10 protein-coding genes are annotated in these 18,292 nt (G+C 70.2%); 8 read left to right on the top strand and 2 right to left on the bottom strand.

What is annotated here, in order from left to right; translation table 11 throughout:
- Positions 1-76 precede the first annotated feature (76 nt).
- From FOB47_RS06185 to FOB47_RS06170, 4 genes are read left to right on the top strand one after another with little or no spacing between them, the layout of a single operon-like run.
- Positions 77-1,504 carry a FliI/YscN family ATPase gene (locus FOB47_RS06185; protein WP_174780305.1) on the top strand — a complete coding sequence of 476 codons (1,428 nt, stop codon included), beginning with the start codon at positions 77-79 and terminating at the stop codon, positions 1,502-1,504.
- Positions 1,501-2,013, top strand: coding sequence for a type III secretion protein HrpD (locus tag FOB47_RS06180; RefSeq protein ID WP_174780304.1), 513 nt, complete (start codon positions 1,501-1,503; stop codon positions 2,011-2,013). Before FOB47_RS06185 ends, FOB47_RS06180 begins: the two co-directional genes overlap by 4 nt.
- A complete protein-coding gene (sctT, locus tag FOB47_RS06175) occupies positions 2,010-2,807 on the top strand; it encodes a type III secretion system export apparatus subunit SctT (RefSeq protein ID WP_043439419.1) in 798 nt (265 codons plus the stop codon). The genes FOB47_RS06180 and sctT overlap by 4 nt, the downstream gene beginning before the upstream one ends.
- 9 nt (positions 2,808-2,816) lie before the next feature.
- Positions 2,817-3,851, top strand: a complete 1,035-nt coding sequence (locus FOB47_RS06170) for an EscU/YscU/HrcU family type III secretion system export apparatus switch protein (protein ID WP_174780303.1) — start codon at positions 2,817-2,819, stop codon at positions 3,849-3,851.
- Positions 3,852-4,016: 165 nt separating this feature from the next.
- Here FOB47_RS06170 and FOB47_RS06165 read toward each other — a convergent pair whose 3' ends face one another.
- Together FOB47_RS06165 and FOB47_RS06160 are read right to left on the bottom strand one after the other, a co-directional pair.
- A complete protein-coding gene (locus tag FOB47_RS06165; protein WP_244959171.1) occupies positions 4,017-5,069 on the bottom strand; it encodes a helix-turn-helix transcriptional regulator in 1,053 nt (350 codons plus the stop codon).
- Between the two features lie 498 nt (positions 5,070-5,567).
- Entirely contained in the window at positions 5,568-6,860 is a 1,293-nt protein-coding gene (locus FOB47_RS06160) for an MFS transporter (RefSeq protein WP_174780302.1), read from the bottom strand.
- A gap of 608 nt (positions 6,861-7,468) precedes the next feature.
- Here FOB47_RS06160 and FOB47_RS06155 point away from each other — a divergent pair.
- The 4 genes from FOB47_RS06155 (at position 7,469) to FOB47_RS06140 (ending at position 18,065) form a co-directional block, all read left to right on the top strand.
- Positions 7,469-15,118, top strand: a complete 7,650-nt coding sequence (locus FOB47_RS06155; protein ID WP_174780301.1) for an LWXIA domain-containing protein — start codon at positions 7,469-7,471, stop codon at positions 15,116-15,118.
- Between the two features lie 324 nt (positions 15,119-15,442).
- Positions 15,443-15,958, top strand: coding sequence for an SRPBCC family protein (locus tag FOB47_RS06150; protein WP_174780300.1), 516 nt, complete (start codon positions 15,443-15,445; stop codon positions 15,956-15,958).
- A gap of 103 nt (positions 15,959-16,061) precedes the next feature.
- Positions 16,062-17,087, top strand: coding sequence for a LysR family transcriptional regulator (locus tag FOB47_RS06145; RefSeq protein ID WP_244959170.1), 1,026 nt, complete (start codon positions 16,062-16,064; stop codon positions 17,085-17,087).
- Positions 17,088-17,261: 174 nt separating this feature from the next.
- Positions 17,262-18,065, top strand: a complete 804-nt coding sequence (locus tag FOB47_RS06140) for a putative hydro-lyase (protein WP_053824607.1) — start codon at positions 17,262-17,264, stop codon at positions 18,063-18,065.
- Positions 18,066-18,292: the final 227 nt, after the last annotated feature.

Genomic DNA, 18,292 nt, shown 5'->3' with positions numbered 1-18,292 from the left:
ACGCCACTGGGTCCCCGCGTTCGCGGGGACGACGGTTCGTTGAGCCGTTTCGCAGCGCATTTCTGAACCCACGCCCATGGCCGACCCGATCCCGACATCCGACCTGAAGGCCGCGCTGCAGCATGCCGCGCTCGATCTCGAACGCGCGTTCGACCACTTCACGCCGGTGGCGATGCGCGGCCGCGTGTCGAAGGCGGTCGGCATGCTGATCAATGCGACCGGCATCCAGGCGCATGTCGGCGAGATCTGCCAGCTGGTCACGCCGGGTGAGCCGCCGCTGCTCGCCGAGGTGGTCGGCTTCGAGCAGCAGACCGCGCTGCTGACGCCGCTCGGACGCACCACCGGCGTGTCGGCGGTGACCGAGGTCGTGCCGCAGATGCACGGCTACCGTTGTCCGGCCGGCGCCGCGCTGCTGGGCCGGGTGCTCGACGCGCTGGGCAGCCCGATCGACGGCCGCGGGCCGCTGGTCGGCGTCAGCCAGGTGCCGGTCGAGAACGAGCCGCCCGATCCGCTGACCCGCGCGCTGATCCGCACGCCGCTGGCGACCGGCGTGCGCGCGATCGACGGCCTGCTGACGCTGGGCGAAGGCCAGCGTGTCGGCATCTTTGCGCCGCCGGGCGTGGGCAAGAGCACGCTGCTCGGCATGCTGGCGCGCGGCGCGCAGAGCGATGTCAACGTGGTCGCGCTGGTCGGCGAGCGTGGCCGCGAGGTGCGCGAATTCATCGAATACAGCCTTGGCGATGCAGGGCTGGCCCGCACGGTGCTGGTGGTCGCGACGTCGGACCGCGCGCCGATGGAGCGGGTCAAGTGCGCGTATACCGCGACCGCGATCGCCGAGCATTTTCGCGACCAGGGCAAGCGCGTGCTGCTGCTGGTCGATTCGCTGACCCGGCTGGCGCGCGCGCAGCGCGAGATCGGCCTGGCCAGCGGCGAACCGCCGACGCGGCGCAGCTATCCGCCGTCGGTGTTCTCGATGCTGCCGCAATTGCTGGAGCGCGCCGGTACCGCCGCGCGCGGCTCGATCACGGCCGCCTACACGGTGCTGACCGAAGGCGAGGACGACAGCGACCCGATCGCCGAAGAGGTCCGCTCGATCCTGGACGGCCATATCGTGCTGTCGCGCAAGCTGGCCAGTGCCGGCCAGTATCCGGCCATCGACGTGCTGGCCAGCGTCAGCCGCGTGATGCCGCATGTGGTCGACGACCAGCAGGCGCGCCATGCGGCCCGGCTGCGCGAGCTGCTGGCCAAGTATCGCGAGCTGGAGCTGCTGCTGCAGATCGGCGAATACCGTCCCGGCGCCGATGCGGTGGCGGACGCGGCGGTCGCGTCGATCGGCCAGATCCGCGCCTTCCTGGCGCAGCCGGCCGGCAAGCTCGACGCCTACGAGACCACGCTGCGCACGCTGGAGCGGGCGATCACGCCGCCGGCTCCGGCGGTGACGCCAGCGACGGCGGCGATGGCCGCGGCAGGGCGCGCCCCCGCTCAGCAGGAGGCCAAACGATGAACGGGCAATCGACCACGGTGCCGCTGCGCCAGCTCGAACGCGTGCGCGAACGCCGCCACGAGGACGCCCATCGCGAGATGCGGCAGAAGCGCGATGCGTTTCTCGAAGGCATGCGGGCCGCCGAGGCGGCGCAGGGCGCGGTGCGCGCGGCGCTGTCGGAGCGCGCGGCGTTTCTGCAGCGCCTGCGCGACAGCGCCGCGAAGGAGGGCGTCGCGATCTCGGGCCTGCTCGATGCGCAGGCGTGGCAGGCGTCGTTCGACGCCCGCATCGCCCGCGCCAATGCCGCGCTGGCGCAGGCCCTCGATATCGCCGGCCAGCGTCGTGCCGAATTCGAGCAAAGCCGCCGGCTGTGGGCACAGGCGCAGGCTCGGCTGACCGGCACCCGCGAACTGATCGGCCGCGAACAGGCCGCGGCACGAGCCGACATCGAGCGCCGCGAGGAGGAGGCCGCCGAGGAGGCCGCGCTGCGCGTGTGGCAGCGGGGCATGGGAGCAGGCATCAAGGCATGATCGATCCGGCGATCTTCTTCCAGTGGGGCCGCGAGACCGTGATGCCGATCCTGATGGTGATGCCGCGGCTGCTGACGGCCTTTACCGTGGTGCCGTTCCTGTCGCACCAATCGATCCCCGGCGTGGCGCGCAACGGCATCGTGCTGGCCATCGCGCTGTTTGTCTCGCCGGGCGCCCGCGTCGACATCGACGCGGTGGCGGGCGGACTGTGGCTGCTGCTGATCTTCAAGGAGGCCTTCATCGGCCTGCTGCTGGGCATGGCGTTCGGGCTGTTCTTCGTCGCGCTGCAGATGATCGGCGAGCTGATCGACTTCCAGACCGGCTCGGGCAACGCGACGTTCTTCGATCCGGTGACGCAGCAGGAGGACGGGCCGATGGAGAACCTGCTGTCCCACCTGGGCATCGCGCTGTTCGCGTCGTTCGGCGGCCTGTTTGCGATGACTGGCGTGATCGTCGAATCGTTCGCCTTCTGGCCGGTGATGTCCTTCGGTCCGGATGTCTCGCTGTCGTCGTTCCAGTTTGCGAATATCTATGCCGGCACGATGTTCTCGTGGGTCGTCAAGCTGGCGGCGCCGATCCTGCTGCTGTTGGTGATCGTCGAGCTCGGCTTTGCGCTGATCGCCCGCTTCGTGCCGCAGTTCGACGTGTTCCAGTTCGCGCAGCCGGTCAAGATCACGGTCGCCTTCCTGATGCTGGTGCTGATGCTGTCGGTGATGGTGGACACGCTGCAGGGCTTCCTGCGGCCGGACAACGCGCTGATCGACCTGCTGCGCGGACGCGCGGGCGTCCAGTGAGGCCACGCCATGGCCGATAGCGAAAAGAACCTCGAGGCGACGCGGCGCAAGCTGGACGACGCGCGCAAGCGTGGCGAGGTGCCGCGCAGCAGCGATGTCACGTCGGCCTTCGTCTTTCTTGGGGTGCTGATCGCGCTATGGCTGCTCGGGCGCTATTTCGTGCGGCTGTTCCAGGCGCTGTGGCTGAGCGCGATGGGCGCGATCGACCAGCATCTGGCCGACCAGCAGATGCTGGCGCTCGGCGAGGCCGGTGCGCGCTTCCTGCTGATGGGCGTGCTGCCGATCGCGGCGATCGCGCTGGTCTGCGGCATCGTCGGCGCCTTCGTGCAGGTCGGGCCGCTGGTCGCGTTCGAGCAGATCAAGCCGCAGCTGGCACGGCTGAATCCGGCCGAGGGCCTGAAGCGGATGTTCGCGGTGCGCAATCTGGTCAATCTGCTGAAGACCGTGATCAAGATCGCGCTGCTGGGCGGGCTGATCTATGTGCTGGCGCTGCGGGCGATCGAGGATGGCGTGCGCACCGGCTATGCGCGGCCGGCCGAGATCCTGCTGCTGATCGCCCATATCCTGCTGATGATGTGCTGCTGGGCCGCGGTGATCTATCTGATCATGGCGGTGATCGACTACGTGCACGAGCGCTACGAGTTCATGAAGCGCCAGCGCATGAGCATCGAGGAATACCGGCGCGAGTACAAGGACACGCAGGGCGATCCGATGATCGCCGGGCGGCGCCGCGCGGCGTTCTTCGAGGCGGCGTTCTTCGGCGTCGGCGAGCGGGTGCGGGTGTCGACCGCGGTGGTCTATTCCACGCAGTACGCGGTGGCGCTGCGCTACGACGGGCCCGGTACGCTGCCCAAGGTGGTCGCCAAGGGCGGCGGCCAGGTCGCGGCCCGCATCCGCCAGGCCGCCGCCGACTACCTGATCCCGTCGGCCTTCGATTCGGACCTGGCGCAGCGGCTCTATCTGACGGTGCCGCTCGATCGCTTCATCGACCGCTCGCTGTTCGAGCGGGTGGCGGATCTGATGCGGTGGGCGAAGGGGGGGTAGGGTGTTTTTGGTTTGCTGGCGTGGTTTGCCCTCTCCCCAGCCCTCTCCCGCAAGCGGGAGAGGGAGCCGGTTGGCGCGATAGATACCGCGTCGCCGTTGCTCGACCGCTGACGTGCTCCCCTCTCCCGCTCGCGGGAGAGGGGCTGGGGGAGAGGGCAACCGCCCCTAGCAATCCAACAACGCCTCTTCCGCGCGATATCCCGCCCCGGCGCGCTCGCGGGCACCATTGCCCCCACGCTCCATCCTCTCCGCCCGATCCATCCTCTCCACCGCCGTGGCGATCAACGTCGGGTCCTGCATCGTGGCCGCATGCGCCAGCTGTACGCGATTGCGCACGCCGAAATGGCTGCGCAGCCGGCGCATGTGGTAGTCGACGTTGAAGATCGACATCTCCATGCGGTTGGCGATCTGCTTGTCCGACAGACCTTGTGCCAGGCAGGCCAGGATGTCGCGCTGGACCTCGGACAGGCCGTCGCGCTGCGTGCCGCCGAGCGCCGGGATATCGGCGTGGCAGGTCAGGAATTCGTGCAGCGCGAAGCCGACCGTCAAAGCCTGGCCGATCACCGGGTCGCCGATCCAGCGGCGGCTCTCGATGCCGGAGGCGAAGCTGATCGCGACGAAGTCGCTGGTGCCCGGCATCGGCAGGTTCAGGAACACGCCGCTGCGGATGCCGGCGTCGCGCAGGTCGTCGAGGAAGCGGCGCAGCCGCAGCGCCTGCGTGCCGCCCGAGGTGCTGCGCTCCAGATCGCTGACGTCCCACACCAGCGGCAGGCCGAAGGTGCCGGGCCGCGGCTGGCGCGGATCGACCTCGTAATAGCGCTCGCGCAGGTAGTAGTCGCGCCAGGCCGGATGCGAATAGGTATCAAGGAAGGTGCGCATCTGCACCTGCCCGCCCACGGTGGTGGCCGTGCCATAACCGAGCCAGTCGAAACCGATCCCCCGGATCGCCGACTGCATCAGCGCGGTGCGCGATTCATGCGAGCTTTCGCGCAGCAGGGCCTCGACCAGTCCCGGCATGCCGCCCTGGCGCGTGCGCCGCTGGACGGGAACGATACGCCGTTCGCCGAATACCTTGATGCCGTGGGGGCCCGCCACGGGCGGCAGGCCACGTGGACCGCGGGCCGACGTGCCGCCGCTTGTGGCGCGCGGCAGGTCGGCACTCAGGGTCCGCGACAGGCTGGTGTCGCGGCCCAGGCCGGCTTCCACTACTTTTTCCATCGATCGCCTCCGACAAATGCGTATGGCTGCCGCATTGACGCGACAGCGTGAAGGCTTGCCGTGCTCGGTCCGCTGGCGACATGGCGCGCCCGCTGGCCAGGCCTTCAGGCAAAGCCCAACATACTGCTGACCCATTCCCGTCGGAAAACCCGGATGGCGCCGCGGTGCGGCGTGCCCGGTGTTGTGCGTGCCGCGCGTTGCGCGGCCGCTATCGCTATCGATATCGATGCTGTGGTGGTGCGAAACCGTGATGGCGCCAGCGGTGGCTGCTGCTGCCATCCGGCGCCGGCCAAATTATTGCAAGCCAAGATGTCATGACATCGAACGCGCATTCCAGCCGTGCGATGCGGGGCCGCATTGCCATCCGTCGCGATGCCCGCGAACGGCGATACGGCAAGGCCTGCGGCCGGTTGATGCGATGCGGCGACGATGTTGTATATACGCCACTTTCCTTAGGCCCTGAAGGGTTATCGCCGCGCGCATGGGTTCCCGGATCGCTCATGCTTCCAGCGTCTTGCCGCGCGTTTCCGGCAGGGTCAGCGCGGCGACGATCAGCACGCCGTAGGCGCCGGCGGCGAACACGCCGATCGTCTGTCCCAGCGGCATGCTTTGGCTGACATGGCCGATCAGGAAGGGGAACAGCGCACCGATCGCGCGGCCCACGTTGTAGCAGAAGCCTTGGCCCGAACCGCGCACGCTGGTGGGGAACAGCTCGGTCAGGAAGGCCCCCATGCCGGCGAAGATGCCGGAGGCGAAGAAGCCCAGCGGGAAACCGAGGATCAGCATCACGGTGTCGTTGACCGGGATCTGCGTGTAGATCAGCGCGATCGCCATCGAGCACAGCGCGAACAGCATGAAATTGCGCTTGCGGCCAATGCGGTCGGTCAGGTAGGCGCTGGTGATATAGCCCAGGTACGAGCCGACGATCACCATCGCCAGATAGCCGCCGGTGCCGAGCACCGTCAATCCGCGCTCGGTCTTCAGGAAGGTCGGCAGCCAGGTCGTGATCGCGTAGTAGCCGCCTTGCGCGCCCGTCGTCAGCAGCGCGGCGCGCAGCGTGATCGACAGCAGCTTCGGCGAGAAGATCGCGGCAAACGACGTCTTTTCGGCGGAGGCGGCCTCCCTGGCCTTGTGCTCGGCATAGACCTCGGGCTCCTTGACCAGGCGCCGCAGGAAGATCACGAACACCGCAGGCAGCAGGCCGATCAGGAACAGCGCGCGCCAGGCGGTCTCGGGCGGCAGGATGCTGAATACCAGCGCATACAGCAGCGCCGACATGCCCCAGCCCAGCGCCCACCCGGCCTGCACCATGCCGACGGCCTTGCCGCGGTCCTGCGAGCGGATCGCCTCGCCCATCAGCACCGCGCCCGCGGTCCATTCGCCGCCGAAGCCGAAGCCCATCAGCGCGCGGGCGATCAGCAACTGCTCGTAGTTCTGCGCCAGGCCGCACAGGAAGGTGAAGAAGGCAAACCAGACGATGGTCAGCTGCAGCGTGCGCACGCGGCCGATGCGGTCGGACAGGATGCCGGCGACCCAGCCGCCCGCGGCCGAGGTCAGCAGCGTCGCGGTGCCGATGAAGCCCGCATCGCCGCGCGTGATGCCCCAGGTCGCGATCAGCGTCGGAATCACGAAGCTGAGGAACTGCGTGTCCATCGCGTCGAGCGCGTAGCCGACCTTGCAGCTCCAGAACGTGCGGCGCTCGCCCGGCGTGATATCGCGATACCAGGCAAAAAGGCCGTTCGACGGTCGGCTTTGCTGCTCCCCCTGCATGCTGCCAATCTGCGTTTCCATGCGTTCCTCGTCGTGGTGTCTCGTCGCGGTGCGTCGGTACAGGCTGGATCCGGGCCAGAGCGCGCGTCCCCACTTGCAGGCGGATTGCCCGCGGCGAAGTCGGACGACTCGCGGCGGTCTGCGGGAACCTGTCATGCATGGATGGACGTCCCCCGGCATCTGCATTCTTCAAATTCGCCGGGCGGCTCGTCCAACTATTTTTTAGCTTGGGTCCTCATAAGAAAAAATTGAGATCGCCACTAAATCTCGGTCAATACGCGGGCCCCGGCCAATCTGGCATTCCCGCGCACCCAGGCGGATATCGGGTTTTCCCCGATGACGCGATGTCGCCAGATTCGCGAACCGCGCACCCTTCTTCACCTACCGCCCGATCGCTCCTGCAGGGCAACGCGTAAGCATACGGCGCGCCAGTGACATGCGGGGCAGGGCATGGACTACGGAGACTCGTAGGGAGATCGCTGTGCAGCGCAGCAGCGGCGGCGCGTTGCACCACGAGGGTTCGTGTCGTCACGGGCCCTTCATCGACGCGCGGTTTGATGGCGGCGCCCCGGGTCAGGGCGCGTCCGCATCGGCATGGTGCCTCGCCCGGCCTTCGTTTCGAGGTCACGATGAGCTATCCCGCCGATCTGTCAGGTCCCTCGACGGTGCGCCCCGTCACGGTCCCGCCGCCGCCGCCGCCCCCGCCGCCGGCACCGTCCGCGCCGCCACCAGGCACGGCCGATGCCGAGTCGAACTCGGCCGCGCAACGACAGCGCGAACTGGCCGAGCTGCAGGCCCGGCTGCAGCAGATGCGGGAGCAGATTGCCGCGATGCTCGAGCGGCTGCGCCAGGCACAGGAGGCGGAGGCGGCCGCGCGCGCGCAGGCGGAAGCCGCGCGCGAGGCCGCCGAGCGTTCGCAGTCGCGCGACGATATCGCCAGGGCCGAGGCGGCGGAGGCCACCGCGGCGACGCGCAAGGCCGAGCTGAACGAGGCAGCGCTCGAACTGGACGCGCACGACAAGCGCATCGCGCTCGACGAGGCCAAAGCCGAGGCGCTGCGGGCGCCGGGGCCACAGACCCAGGCGAAGGTCGACACGGCGCAGGCTGCGTACGACGACGCGCAGCAACTGCACACGGTTGCGGTGGCCGACGTCAGTGCCAAGCGGGCCGATGAGGCGCTGGCCGCCGCCGACCGTGCGGTGACGGCGTTGGCCCCGCCGGGCAGCGATCCGAACAAACTGAATGCTGCCGACCAGCAGGCACTGAGCGAGGCGCGCGAAACGGCCGGTGCCGCCCGACGGCAATCGGACAGCGCGGCAGTGGCGCTCGAAACCGAATGGCGCCGTTACGAGCGCGATGCAGCGCAGCGTGAGCTGGCGAGGACGGGCCGCGAGCTGGAACAGGCCGGTGCGGCGCGCGAGCGTGCCCGCTCGGAAGGCGATGCCGCGGCGCTGCAGCGGGCCGATGACGCCTACGGGGCGGCGCTGGATGCGTGGTGGGTGGCGGACCGGCAGGCGGCCGCGGCGCAGGCATCCTGGGACGCGCAGGTGGCCGCCAACGACCTCGCCGCCAGGGAGGAGCAGCATCGCGTCGACGAGACGCGCGCCAACCAGTGCCTGGTCGAACCACCCGAGGTCCAGCGGGCCAGGCAGACGCTGGAGCAGCGCAATACGGCCGCGCAGGCCGCGCTGACCGAAGCCCAATCGGCCAGGGACGATCAGGCCGCGCGCAAGACCTTGCGCGACCGTGCCGCCCAGATCGACACCGAATACCGCGAGGCGCAGACCGGCCTCGAGCAGGCCCGCACCGCGTACGAAGGCGCGACGAATCCCGATGCCCGCGAGAAGGCGCGTATCGCCTACGCCGACGCCCAGGACCGCATGCAGGCCGCCCGCGGCGACCACGACGCGCTGCAGGCATTGCGCAGCTCGCAGCAGGCCGACGTGGCGCTGGTTGAGGGACTGCGCGCGCCAGAGAAGGGCGGGGCCGGTGCGCCGCACGACGACCGCATCGCCACGCTGCGCGAGTCGGCAAGCCAGGCGCGCGCCAACCTGCGGGGGACAGTCGCAAACGCCAACGGCGACGCGGCCGATGTGTTGCGGCAGGGCCGGACCGACGAATGGCGCAAGGACGGCGGTGCGGCGCAGCGGGCCTTGCCGACGGCCGATGAGGCCGCCGCCAACGCGGCGCAGACCTATGAGGCGACGGTGCGGCGGCCGGGTGCCACGCAGCAGGAAATCGACACCGCGCGCGAGCGCCGCGACGAAACGCGGCTGGCGCAGGCGGTCGCCCATGGCCGCAGCGACGCGCTGGCTTCCACCGAGGCGAGGCGCGCCGCGGAGGGCGAGTACGCACTGGCGCTGGAGGCCCATCGCACGCACGATTTCTCGGCGTCCGCGCCGGCCGGCCTGCTCGCACCGTCCGGACCGTCCGGACCGTCCGGGCCGCTCGCGCCATCCACGCAGCCGCCGGGATCGTTGCCGAGCACGGGCCCTTCGCTGTCGACCTCGCCGCTGCTGACGCCAAGTTTCGGCGAGGCCGCGCGCCCGGCGCCATGGACCGTGTTGCCGCCCGGTATCGATGCAGCGGCCGGCAATGCCAGCGGAGACACGGCAACCCCGCCGCCGACATCCCCCACCTCGACGAGCTCCACGTCGGCCACCGCGCCGCTGCTGGCGGCGCCCGGTTCGCCGCCGGTTGCCGTCAAGGAGAATGGGCGATGGTATGTCCAGTACCCGACCCAGTTCTCGGCGCAGTCTCCCAACTTGTACGGCAGCTATCCGGCTGCGCCGACAACGCTGTCGCTCCCGGGGCAAAGCCCATCGCGCGTCGAAATGGACCCGGTGACCGCACGCGTCTGGGAAGCGCATGCGCAGCTGCAGTCGGCCATCGCGGCGGAGGATACCGCCTGGCGCGACTATGAGACGCTGAACAACGATGCGCAGGCCATCGCGCAGGCTCGCCGCGAAGGCAATGCGTCGGCCAATGCCAATGGCGCCAGCCCCGGCCAAAACCCCGGCGCCGACGCAGACCCCGAACTGACTCGGCTCACCGCGCAGGTCGACACCGACCATCGCGCGCTGCTGGCCGCGCTCGGCGCCCGCCTGACCGCCGAAGACCGTGCGCGCGACCTCGGCGTCGACGTGGAGAAGGACGAGACCGTGGTTTCCGCCGGCGAGGCGCTGGAGAGCGCCCGTGCCACGGCGTCAGCCAGCGCCGCCGAGCTCGAACGCTATCGCAGCGAGCGCGACAGCGGCGCGGCCAGCGACGACGTCGAGCGCCTGCGCAACGCGCATCAGGCATGGAAGCGGGAGCATCCGTTCCTGCGCGAGCAGGACGCGCCGACGTGGGCGCCGCTGCAGCAGGCGCTCGACAACGAGGACGCCGCGCGCCAGCAACTGGTGCAGGAGGCCGCGCAGGCCGGCGCCGCGCAGGAGACGCGCGCGCTGACGGCGACGCTGACCCCGGAGGAGCGCGAGGACCCGGCAGCGCTGTACGAGCTGTTCGTCTCCGAGCCGCGCGCGATGGCGCAGGGCGTCATCAACCAGCACTACGTCGACTATGGCGGCCGGCCCTACGAGATGGCGGGCCGCACCCATGCCCGCAACATGGCGGGGCTGGCGCTCGGCATTCCGCCCGAGGTGCAGCTCGCGGGCGACGCCGACGCGCAGATGGAAACGCTGCGCAAGCAGGACGTCTTTGCCGGCATCGACGACGACTACGCCGACATGCTCGACGTGGTGGCCGACCAGCTGATCGAGCAGGGCGGCGAGCATGCGCGCGTGACGCTGCTGCCGGTGGTCTACGCCAGCCGAGAGCGCGGCATCGTACGCACGATGCTGTTCAAGGTCGAGACCGACCAGGGTCCGCGCTTCGTCGACGAGGCTGGGCGCGCGTACGACGATTTGAAGGACTACCGCGAAAACAATACGCTGCCGGCCGCCGATGCCGTGCTGGCGATGCCGCGCGACGGCGAGTTCACGGTGGACAGCAAGGGCAATATCGAGCTGGAGATCGGCGACGCACGCATCGAGAGTGGCTGGGAGAGCTTCCGCCGCAAGACCCATCTGGACACGATCGCAGCCGGCGTCGGCATCGTCGCCGGCGTGGTGCTGGTGGTCGGCTCCGCCGGCGCGCTGGCGCCCGTTGCCATGGCCGCCGCCGGGGCGGCGACCGCCTACGGCGTGGGCACTTCGGCGGCCAGCATCGCCGACCAGATCTCGCATGGCCAGAGCTGGAACCCGGACAAGAACCCGCAGATGCTGATCGACGGCCTCAACATCCTCGCCGCCGCGCTGGGCGTGCGCGCGGGCGTGGCCGGCGTCAGCGCGGCACGCAGCGGCCAGCGCGCGCTGGTGGCCGAAAGCCGGGGCCTGACCGACGAGGCCAGCCAACTGGCGCTGCGCACGCAGGCGTTGCAGCAGCAGGCCACCCGCAGCGGGCGCCAGGCGCTCGCCGTCGGCGCCGGCACCTATGGCTATACCGCGTACTCGGCCGTGTCGAACTGGGAAAACATGACGCCCGGCGAGCGCGCCACGACGCGCACGCAGCTGCTGCTCGGGGGCGTGCAGTTCATGATCAATCCGGTCAGCGGCCGCTGGATCCGCCAGGGCGCCACCGGCGCGCTCGCCGGCACGCGCCACGCCGCGACGGCATGGCGCGGCACGGTGGCCGGCCTGGACCGCGGCGCGCAGGCGCTGTCGACGCTGACGATGCCGCTGCGCAATGCCATGCAGACGCCGCTGGCGGCGGCACGCATGCGCCTGGGTCAATGGCAGGACACGCTGGCACAGCGGCTGCCGGCGCTGTCCAGCCTGGCCGGCTTTCCCGGTTCGCTGAGGCGGCAGGGCGCCGATCCCGCCGGCGCGGCACGGCCGCCGGCGACACCGGGCCCCTCGGCGGCCCAGCCTCGCACGGAAACGCCGCCGCACAGCTATCCCGTGGCCCGTACCCGCTGGCGCGCGGTACAGGACCGGCTCAGCCGCGTCGATACGCTCGGCATGCTGAACTGGCTCGACGCCGGGCGCCGCGGTGCGGCGCAGGCGGTCGGCAAGCAGCGCGATGCCGAGGCCAAGCTGGTGCGCGCGGCGCGCGAGACGGCGTTCGAGGACGGGCAAGCGCTGCAGCGCTGGCTGTCCGGGCCGATGCGCCAGCAGATGCGGCAGATCGAGGCACGCGCGCAGTCGCAACTGGCGCGGCTGCGGTGGGAGACCGACACCGCGCGCCAGCAGGCGATCGTCCGCGATCTGCGCCGCCTCGACGCGGCCGCGCAGCGGCTCGCCACCCGCTGGCATCCGCTGCTGGCCATCGGATTGCGGCAGGAGCTGCGGCGCATCGAAGCGAATCAGCGGGATTTCAAGGGCTCGGGCGACGTGCTGGCGCCGCGCGCCGAGGCGATGCGCCATTTGCGCGGCGAGCTCGCGCAATGGCGCGCCGCGCTGCCGTCGCGGCAAACCGCTCCGACGCGCGACACCGCGCCCTTGGCCCAGGCACAGGCCCTGGTAACGCGCCTCGGCGGTCATCGTGCCGCGCTGACCGATGGCGCGGCATTGGTCGCGAAGACGCTCGACGCGATGCGCGTCAATCGCGACGCCGTGCTCGACTTCGTGCCCAAGGGCAGCACCAGGCCGGTTCGTGCATCGATCGAAGGCGATATCCATGCGGTTGCGCCGCGCCGCTCCACCGATCCGAACGCAGCGACGCCCGCCATGCCGGTGCTGCCGCCACGCTGGCAACGCGCCGTGGCGGCTTCGCTGCGGCAACGGTTCCGCATGGGGATGGCCGACGCGGCTACCGGCCTGCTGTGGCTGCAGGCGCGGCGGCTCGGCATGCTGACGCCGCGGGCATCGCTGCGCCTCGCGCCGCAAGGGCGCACCGCGGCGGCGGCTCGTACCGCCGACGGCATGACATGGTCCACGGTGATGCGGTCGGGCCCGGCGCGTCCTCACGCCGATGGCAACAGGACGTCGCGCAACGGCGCGCTGAACCGCCTCGATGCCGGCCGCGCGATCTTCTATCAGGAGCGCGCCAGCGCGCTGGCGGCAAAGGCGGCCGCTGCCGGCAATACCAAGTCCAAGCTGGCGGCATGGCAGGCCTTCGTCGATGCCGTGGCTGCGCATTCGCCCGACGTCGCCCGGCGCCTCGCCGCCGCGGGCGGCGTGCGTGAGCGCTACCAGGGCGGCGAGGCTGGAACGGTGCGCCGCTGGCAAGGGTTTGTGCCCAGCCGTGCCGAGGCGCGCGGCAGCGATTCGGCGCGCGAGGTCCGGCGCGCCTATGCCGAACTGCTGCTCGCGGCGGCACGGGTGCGCAAGCGCGATACCCGGCGGGCCGCGGCCGCCAGTCTGCGCGCGTGGCGGCAGTCGCTGCGCAGCGCCAACGACGCGGCGCGGGTCACCGACGCGCTGTCGGCGCGATTGCAGACGGCGACGCCCGGCACCGCGACCCATCGCGCGCTGACGCGCCAGCACGCGCTCGCGGCGCAGGCGCAGCGGCTCGCGCAGACCAATGCCGAGCGCGCGGGGCGCGCGGTGTTCGGCGAAGGCGGTCTGGCGCCGAGGGCAGCGACGGCGCCGCGCGGTCGTGGACCCCAACCGCCCGCGGACGGCGCGCTGGCGGCGCTGCGCGACACCCATCCCGCGGCATGGCGGCGGGTACTGGAGCGTGCGGCACGCCAGATGGAACGGCTCGCGCGGCGGGGGGGCGCCGACTCGCCGTGGCAGGCGCAGGCCGTGCAGTTGCGCGACCTGGCCCGGCAGGCCGCCGCCGATCCGCGCCTGACCCGCGTCGGCGAGGGCGTGGCGGCGATGCGCCAGTGGCGTCGCGCCGAATGGCAACGGGCCGAAGCCCGCATGGCCGAGCAGCAGGCCACGCAGGCATGGCGGCGCGCGCAACGCGGCGAACGCGCCAGCGCAGGCAGGCATGCCGATCGCCAGGACCTGCGCGCGGCAATGAACCAGGCCGCGGCGCGGCATCGCGATGCGCGGCGCGAAGCGTTGGCGGCGAGGCGAGCGGCATTCCGGCCCGGTACCGGCGCGATCGACCGGCTGGCAGTCGCCAATCCGCGCGCCGCGGACAGCCTGCTTGCCTGGGCGCAGCGCCAGCAGCGCGCCGATGCGCGGCTGGGCACGGTATCGCTCGGGCCGGTGCGCCGGCGGCTGGAGCGGACGGCCCCGACCGCGCTGCAGGGCGGGCTCGCCAACGCCAGCGGCGACAGCACGCTGACCGTCGCGCAGATCCGCCGCGGCTTGCAGCGCGGCGCGCGCGTGGCGGCGCTGGCCCATGGGGCCTACGCGGCCGCGACGGGCCAGGTCGACGTCTCGCGCGATCCGCGCGAGCTGCGCAAGTACAACCTGCCGGATACCACGCGCATCGACGGCTGGCAGATCACGTTCCGCTCGCGCGACGGGCTGAACTCGATGACGCTGTGGCTCAATATCGGCGGCATCAAGTCGCTGTGGGTCGGCGGCAGCACCACGCCGTTCGCGTTCTCGCGCGACGGCAAGACCACCGTCGGCACGCGCGACGGCGTCAATATTGTCGAAGGCGGCGTCGCCTATCGCTTCGGCTTGCCATGGCTGTCGAAGATGGGCATGGCGAGCCTGCGCGTCGGCCACGTCAAGCACAACATCCTGCGCACCAACTTCGCCAACGGCAGGCTGACCGATGTGGACGGGCAGGCCACGTGGTCGTGGCCGGTCACGCCGGTGCTGATGGATGCGACCAATATCGGCCCGCTGCGCTTCTACGGATCGAATACCGCCAACCGCCTGCAGATCGGCCAGTACGGCAGCAAGGTCGGTCCGGCGCAGCTGTGGTACCTGAAGGGGCCGGACCTGTCGAAGTCTCGCGTCAGCGAGATCGATGCGATCACGCTGAACAAGGAATTTCAGTGGCCGGATCTGCTCGGGTCGTCCGGGCGCGATCGCGCGGCATCGGCCGAGGCCACGCATGGCGCCGCGCCGCGCGTCTTGGCCGAGCGGCAGGCCACGGCGCCGACGATGGAGGCCCCGCATCGCAACCTGTCGCGTCGCGCGGCCTCGGTGCTGGCGGGCTACCACCAGGTGGCGCCGGGCGACACGCTATGGGACATCGCGCGCAGCCATCGCGACACGCTGCTGGATGGCGACGGCGGGGCGGGTGCCGTGCCCGGCGGCGACGTCGCGCAGACCAGCCGGGCGCTCGACCACCTGCTGCAGCTCAATGCCTCGATCGGCGATCCCGACCGTATCGTGCCCGGCTGGCTGGTCGATATCGCACCGCCGCAAACCAGCCAGGGCTGACAACGGCGCGGAAGTTCCCGTCCTACGAAGGCTCGGTGATGGCAAGGCGCGCCGCTCGCGGTACGCTACGCCATCTTCACGACGGCGTTGTCGCCGACCACGTTGTCGTCCCCGCGAAGGCGGGGACCCAGTGGCGTTGAAAGACGCCGGATTCCCGCGTTCGCGGGAATGACGTGCGGAGCGTATCGACAATTCTCGGCACTGGCCATCAACATTTCTCCGACGACCGATCCTTTCTCCGGCATGCCAGCCATCCAATCCTCCCTCGTCCCTGCATGGCGACGTCCTCGCGGCGCGCTGCTGGCGGCCTTGGTCACGCTCACCATGGCGCCCGCCGCCCATGCCCAACTGGTCCCGGTCGAGCGCTCGATCCTGATCCATCGCACGCCGCAGCAGGTGTGGGCGCAGGCCGGCGACTACTGCGCGATTGCCACATGGGACAGCGCCTTGCGTTCGTGCAGCGTGGTGCTGGGCGACGGATCGCCTGGGACGGTCCGTCGTGCCGAGCGCAAGAACGGCGGGCCGCCTGTCGTCGACGTGCTGGTCGATCGCGGACCGTACTCCTACGTCTACCGCAAGCTGTCCAACCATACGCGCGGGCGACTGCAGGTAAGTCCCGGTCCCGACGCGGGCACCGCCGTGGTAACGTGGCAGATGTGGCTCGACCCGCTGTCCGTGCCCGCCGGCCCGCGTGCGGAGTATCCGCAGGCGCTGGGCAACGAAATGCAGGCGGCGCTGGGCCGCATCAAGGTGCTGGCCGAACAGCCGGTCGACAAGGCGCCGGTCCATCCGGTGCGTGAGTCCGCCGACGCGGCACGTCCGTCGACGCAGGGAAGTTGAGCGACACGGCTGCGGTGCGCGGGCGTGGCGCCGCGGCGCGCGATGCCGGCGTTGTTCGCTCGCGCCAGCCGCATCGTCATTTCCGTGTCCCACCCCTGTCGACATGAACCTGCGCTTTCTCGAGACGTTCGTCTGGGTCGCCCGTTTGCGAAGCTTCCGGCTGACCGCGGAAAAACTGTTCACCACCCAGGCCTCGATTTCCAGCCGCATCGCCGTGCTGGAGGAGGACCTCGGCGTCAAGCTGTTCCTGCGCGACTCGCGCGGCGTCTCGCTGACCCCGCAGGGCCAGCAGGTGCTCGAATATGCCGAGCGCATGGTCAACACCATGCACCGGCTGCGCCAGTCGATCGATTCCACGCGCGTCAGCGAGGGGCGCCTTCGTATCGGCGCGATGGATTCGGTCATCCATACCTGGCTGTCGTCGGTGGTCCGCCGCGTGATGGAGGCCTACCCCGCGCTGGAGATCGAGCTGACCGCCGATGCGGCGCTGAACCTGTGCGACCAGCTGCAGAAGGGCTATCTCGACATCATCTTCCAGACCGATCTGCTGCGCGTGGAGACCGTGCGCAATATCGAACTGGCCAAGTATCCGATCCGCTGGATCGTCGCCAAGGGCTCGGCCTATGACAGGCCGTACCGCTCGCTGGCCGATCTTGCCGGCGAACGCGTGATCACCTTCGTCAAGAACTCGCGCCCGCATCAGGACATCCTGAGCCTGTTCCATCTGAACGGCGTGGAAACGCCGCGCGTCAGCTGCGTCAATTCGGTGGCGGCGATGACGCGGCTGATCGGCGAGGGCTTCGGCATCGGCGCGGTGCCGCCGGTGCTGGTGCGGCGCGAGTTGGAGGACGGCACGCTGACCGTCGTCGAGATCGACAGCCATCCGCCTTCGCTCGATATTGTCGCCTCCTGGCGCACGGGCGCGGGGCTGGAGCTGTCGGAGTCGGTGATCGCGCTGACGGTCGGCGTGGTGGCCGCGTTCTGCGCCGAAGCGGGCGAGGACAAGGCGATGCTGATGGCCAATGCGGCGGCGCAGAGCAGCGGCGGCGAGACCGGCGGCGATATGGACCGCGCTATGGACCGCCCTATGGACCGCCCTATGGACCGCGATACCCCGCGCGACGCCTGACAGCGGTTGCCTCCATTCCCGAAGGCAAGCATCGCTTGCCTTCGTCATCGAAAAGCCTTATCGCGCTGCATCCAAAAGTTTTGTTGGACAGTGCGTCGGCGCGGCGTCCAGAATCGTTGCACACCTCGCGACAGCGCACGTTGCGCTCGCGTGCACGACTCCACGCCGACGACCATGAACCTGCCCCTCCAGCAAGCCAACGGACTGTTGCCAGAAGACCCCGCCGCGCTGCGCGCGCTGATCCGCTCCGGCCGTTATCGCGGCCATACCAGCGGGCTCGCCAGAGGCTATGTCCAGGCCAATATCGTGATCCTGTCGCGCGACTGGGCCTATGACTTCCTGCAGTTCTGCGCGCTGAACCGCAAGGCCTGTCCGCTGATCGACGTCACCGAACCGGGCGATCCGGTCTTCCGCAATCTCGGCGTCGACGTCGATATCCGCACCGATGTGCCGCTGTACCGCGTCTACCGCAACGGTACCGACTATCAGGAGACCACCGACATCGCCGCGCTGTGGCGCGACGATTTCGTGGCGTTCGCGATCGGCTGCTCGTTCTCGTTCGAGCATGCGCTGATCGCCGCCAACGTTCCGCTCAAGCATATCAATCTGGGCCGCAACGTCGCGATGTTCCGTACCTCGATCGAGACGCGGCCCGCCGGACGCCTGTCCGGCAAGCTGGTGGTGTCGATGCGTCCGCTGAAGGCCGCCGATGCGATCCTGGCCACCGAGATCACGGCGCGCTATCCGGACGTCCACGGCGCACCGGTGCATATCGGCGATCCACGGCTGATCGGCATCGAGGATATCGAGGCGCCGGACTACGGCGACGCGGTGCCGGTGGACGAGGACGAGATCCCGGTGTTCTGGGCCTGCGGCGTGACGCCCCAGGCCGTGATCCGCGAGGCCCGCCCCGAGATCTGCATCACGCATGCACCGGGCTGCATGCTGGTCACCGACCTCGACAACAACCGGCTGTAGATGATTTCGATGACGGGGCGATGACGGCGACGGCCGTCATCGCCCCTGGCCGCAACGTCAGGCGGCCTTCGACTACGTATTCGCGTAGTTCCATGCCCTGCGGGTGGCCCGCTGCAGCGCCAGCCTACGATTCTCCTTAGTTGGTATCGCGCCACACCGGGCAGACAATGGCCTGTCACGCTGGCGGCAATCCGCCCAGGCGTAGCGCCTCGCGGGCGCCGGCACCG

The sequence above is a fragment of the Cupriavidus gilardii genome, from assembly GCF_013347325.1.
GTDB classification, from domain to species: domain Bacteria; phylum Pseudomonadota; class Gammaproteobacteria; order Burkholderiales; family Burkholderiaceae; genus Cupriavidus; species Cupriavidus gilardii.
Note: the sequence above shows the minus strand (reverse complement) of the source record. Positions and strands in the feature narration are given on the sequence as shown.

Coding starts and splice junctions, on each gene's coding strand:
- FOB47_RS06185 (WP_174780305.1), top strand. CDS start 77: ATGGCCGACCCGATCCCGACATCCGACCTGAAGGCCGCGCTGCAGCAT.
- FOB47_RS06180 (WP_174780304.1), top strand. CDS start 1,501: ATGAACGGGCAATCGACCACGGTGCCGCTGCGCCAGCTCGAACGCGTG.
- sctT (WP_043439419.1), top strand. CDS start 2,010: ATGATCGATCCGGCGATCTTCTTCCAGTGGGGCCGCGAGACCGTGATG.
- FOB47_RS06170 (WP_174780303.1), top strand. CDS start 2,817: ATGGCCGATAGCGAAAAGAACCTCGAGGCGACGCGGCGCAAGCTGGAC.
- FOB47_RS06165 (WP_244959171.1), bottom strand. CDS start 5,069: ATGGAAAAAGTAGTGGAAGCCGGCCTGGGCCGCGACACCAGCCTGTCG.
- FOB47_RS06160 (WP_174780302.1), bottom strand. CDS start 6,860: ATGGAAACGCAGATTGGCAGCATGCAGGGGGAGCAGCAAAGCCGACCG.
- FOB47_RS06155 (WP_174780301.1), top strand. CDS start 7,469: ATGAGCTATCCCGCCGATCTGTCAGGTCCCTCGACGGTGCGCCCCGTC.
- FOB47_RS06150 (WP_174780300.1), top strand. CDS start 15,443: ATGGCGCCCGCCGCCCATGCCCAACTGGTCCCGGTCGAGCGCTCGATC.
- FOB47_RS06145 (WP_244959170.1), top strand. CDS start 16,062: ATGAACCTGCGCTTTCTCGAGACGTTCGTCTGGGTCGCCCGTTTGCGA.
- FOB47_RS06140 (WP_053824607.1), top strand. CDS start 17,262: ATGAACCTGCCCCTCCAGCAAGCCAACGGACTGTTGCCAGAAGACCCC.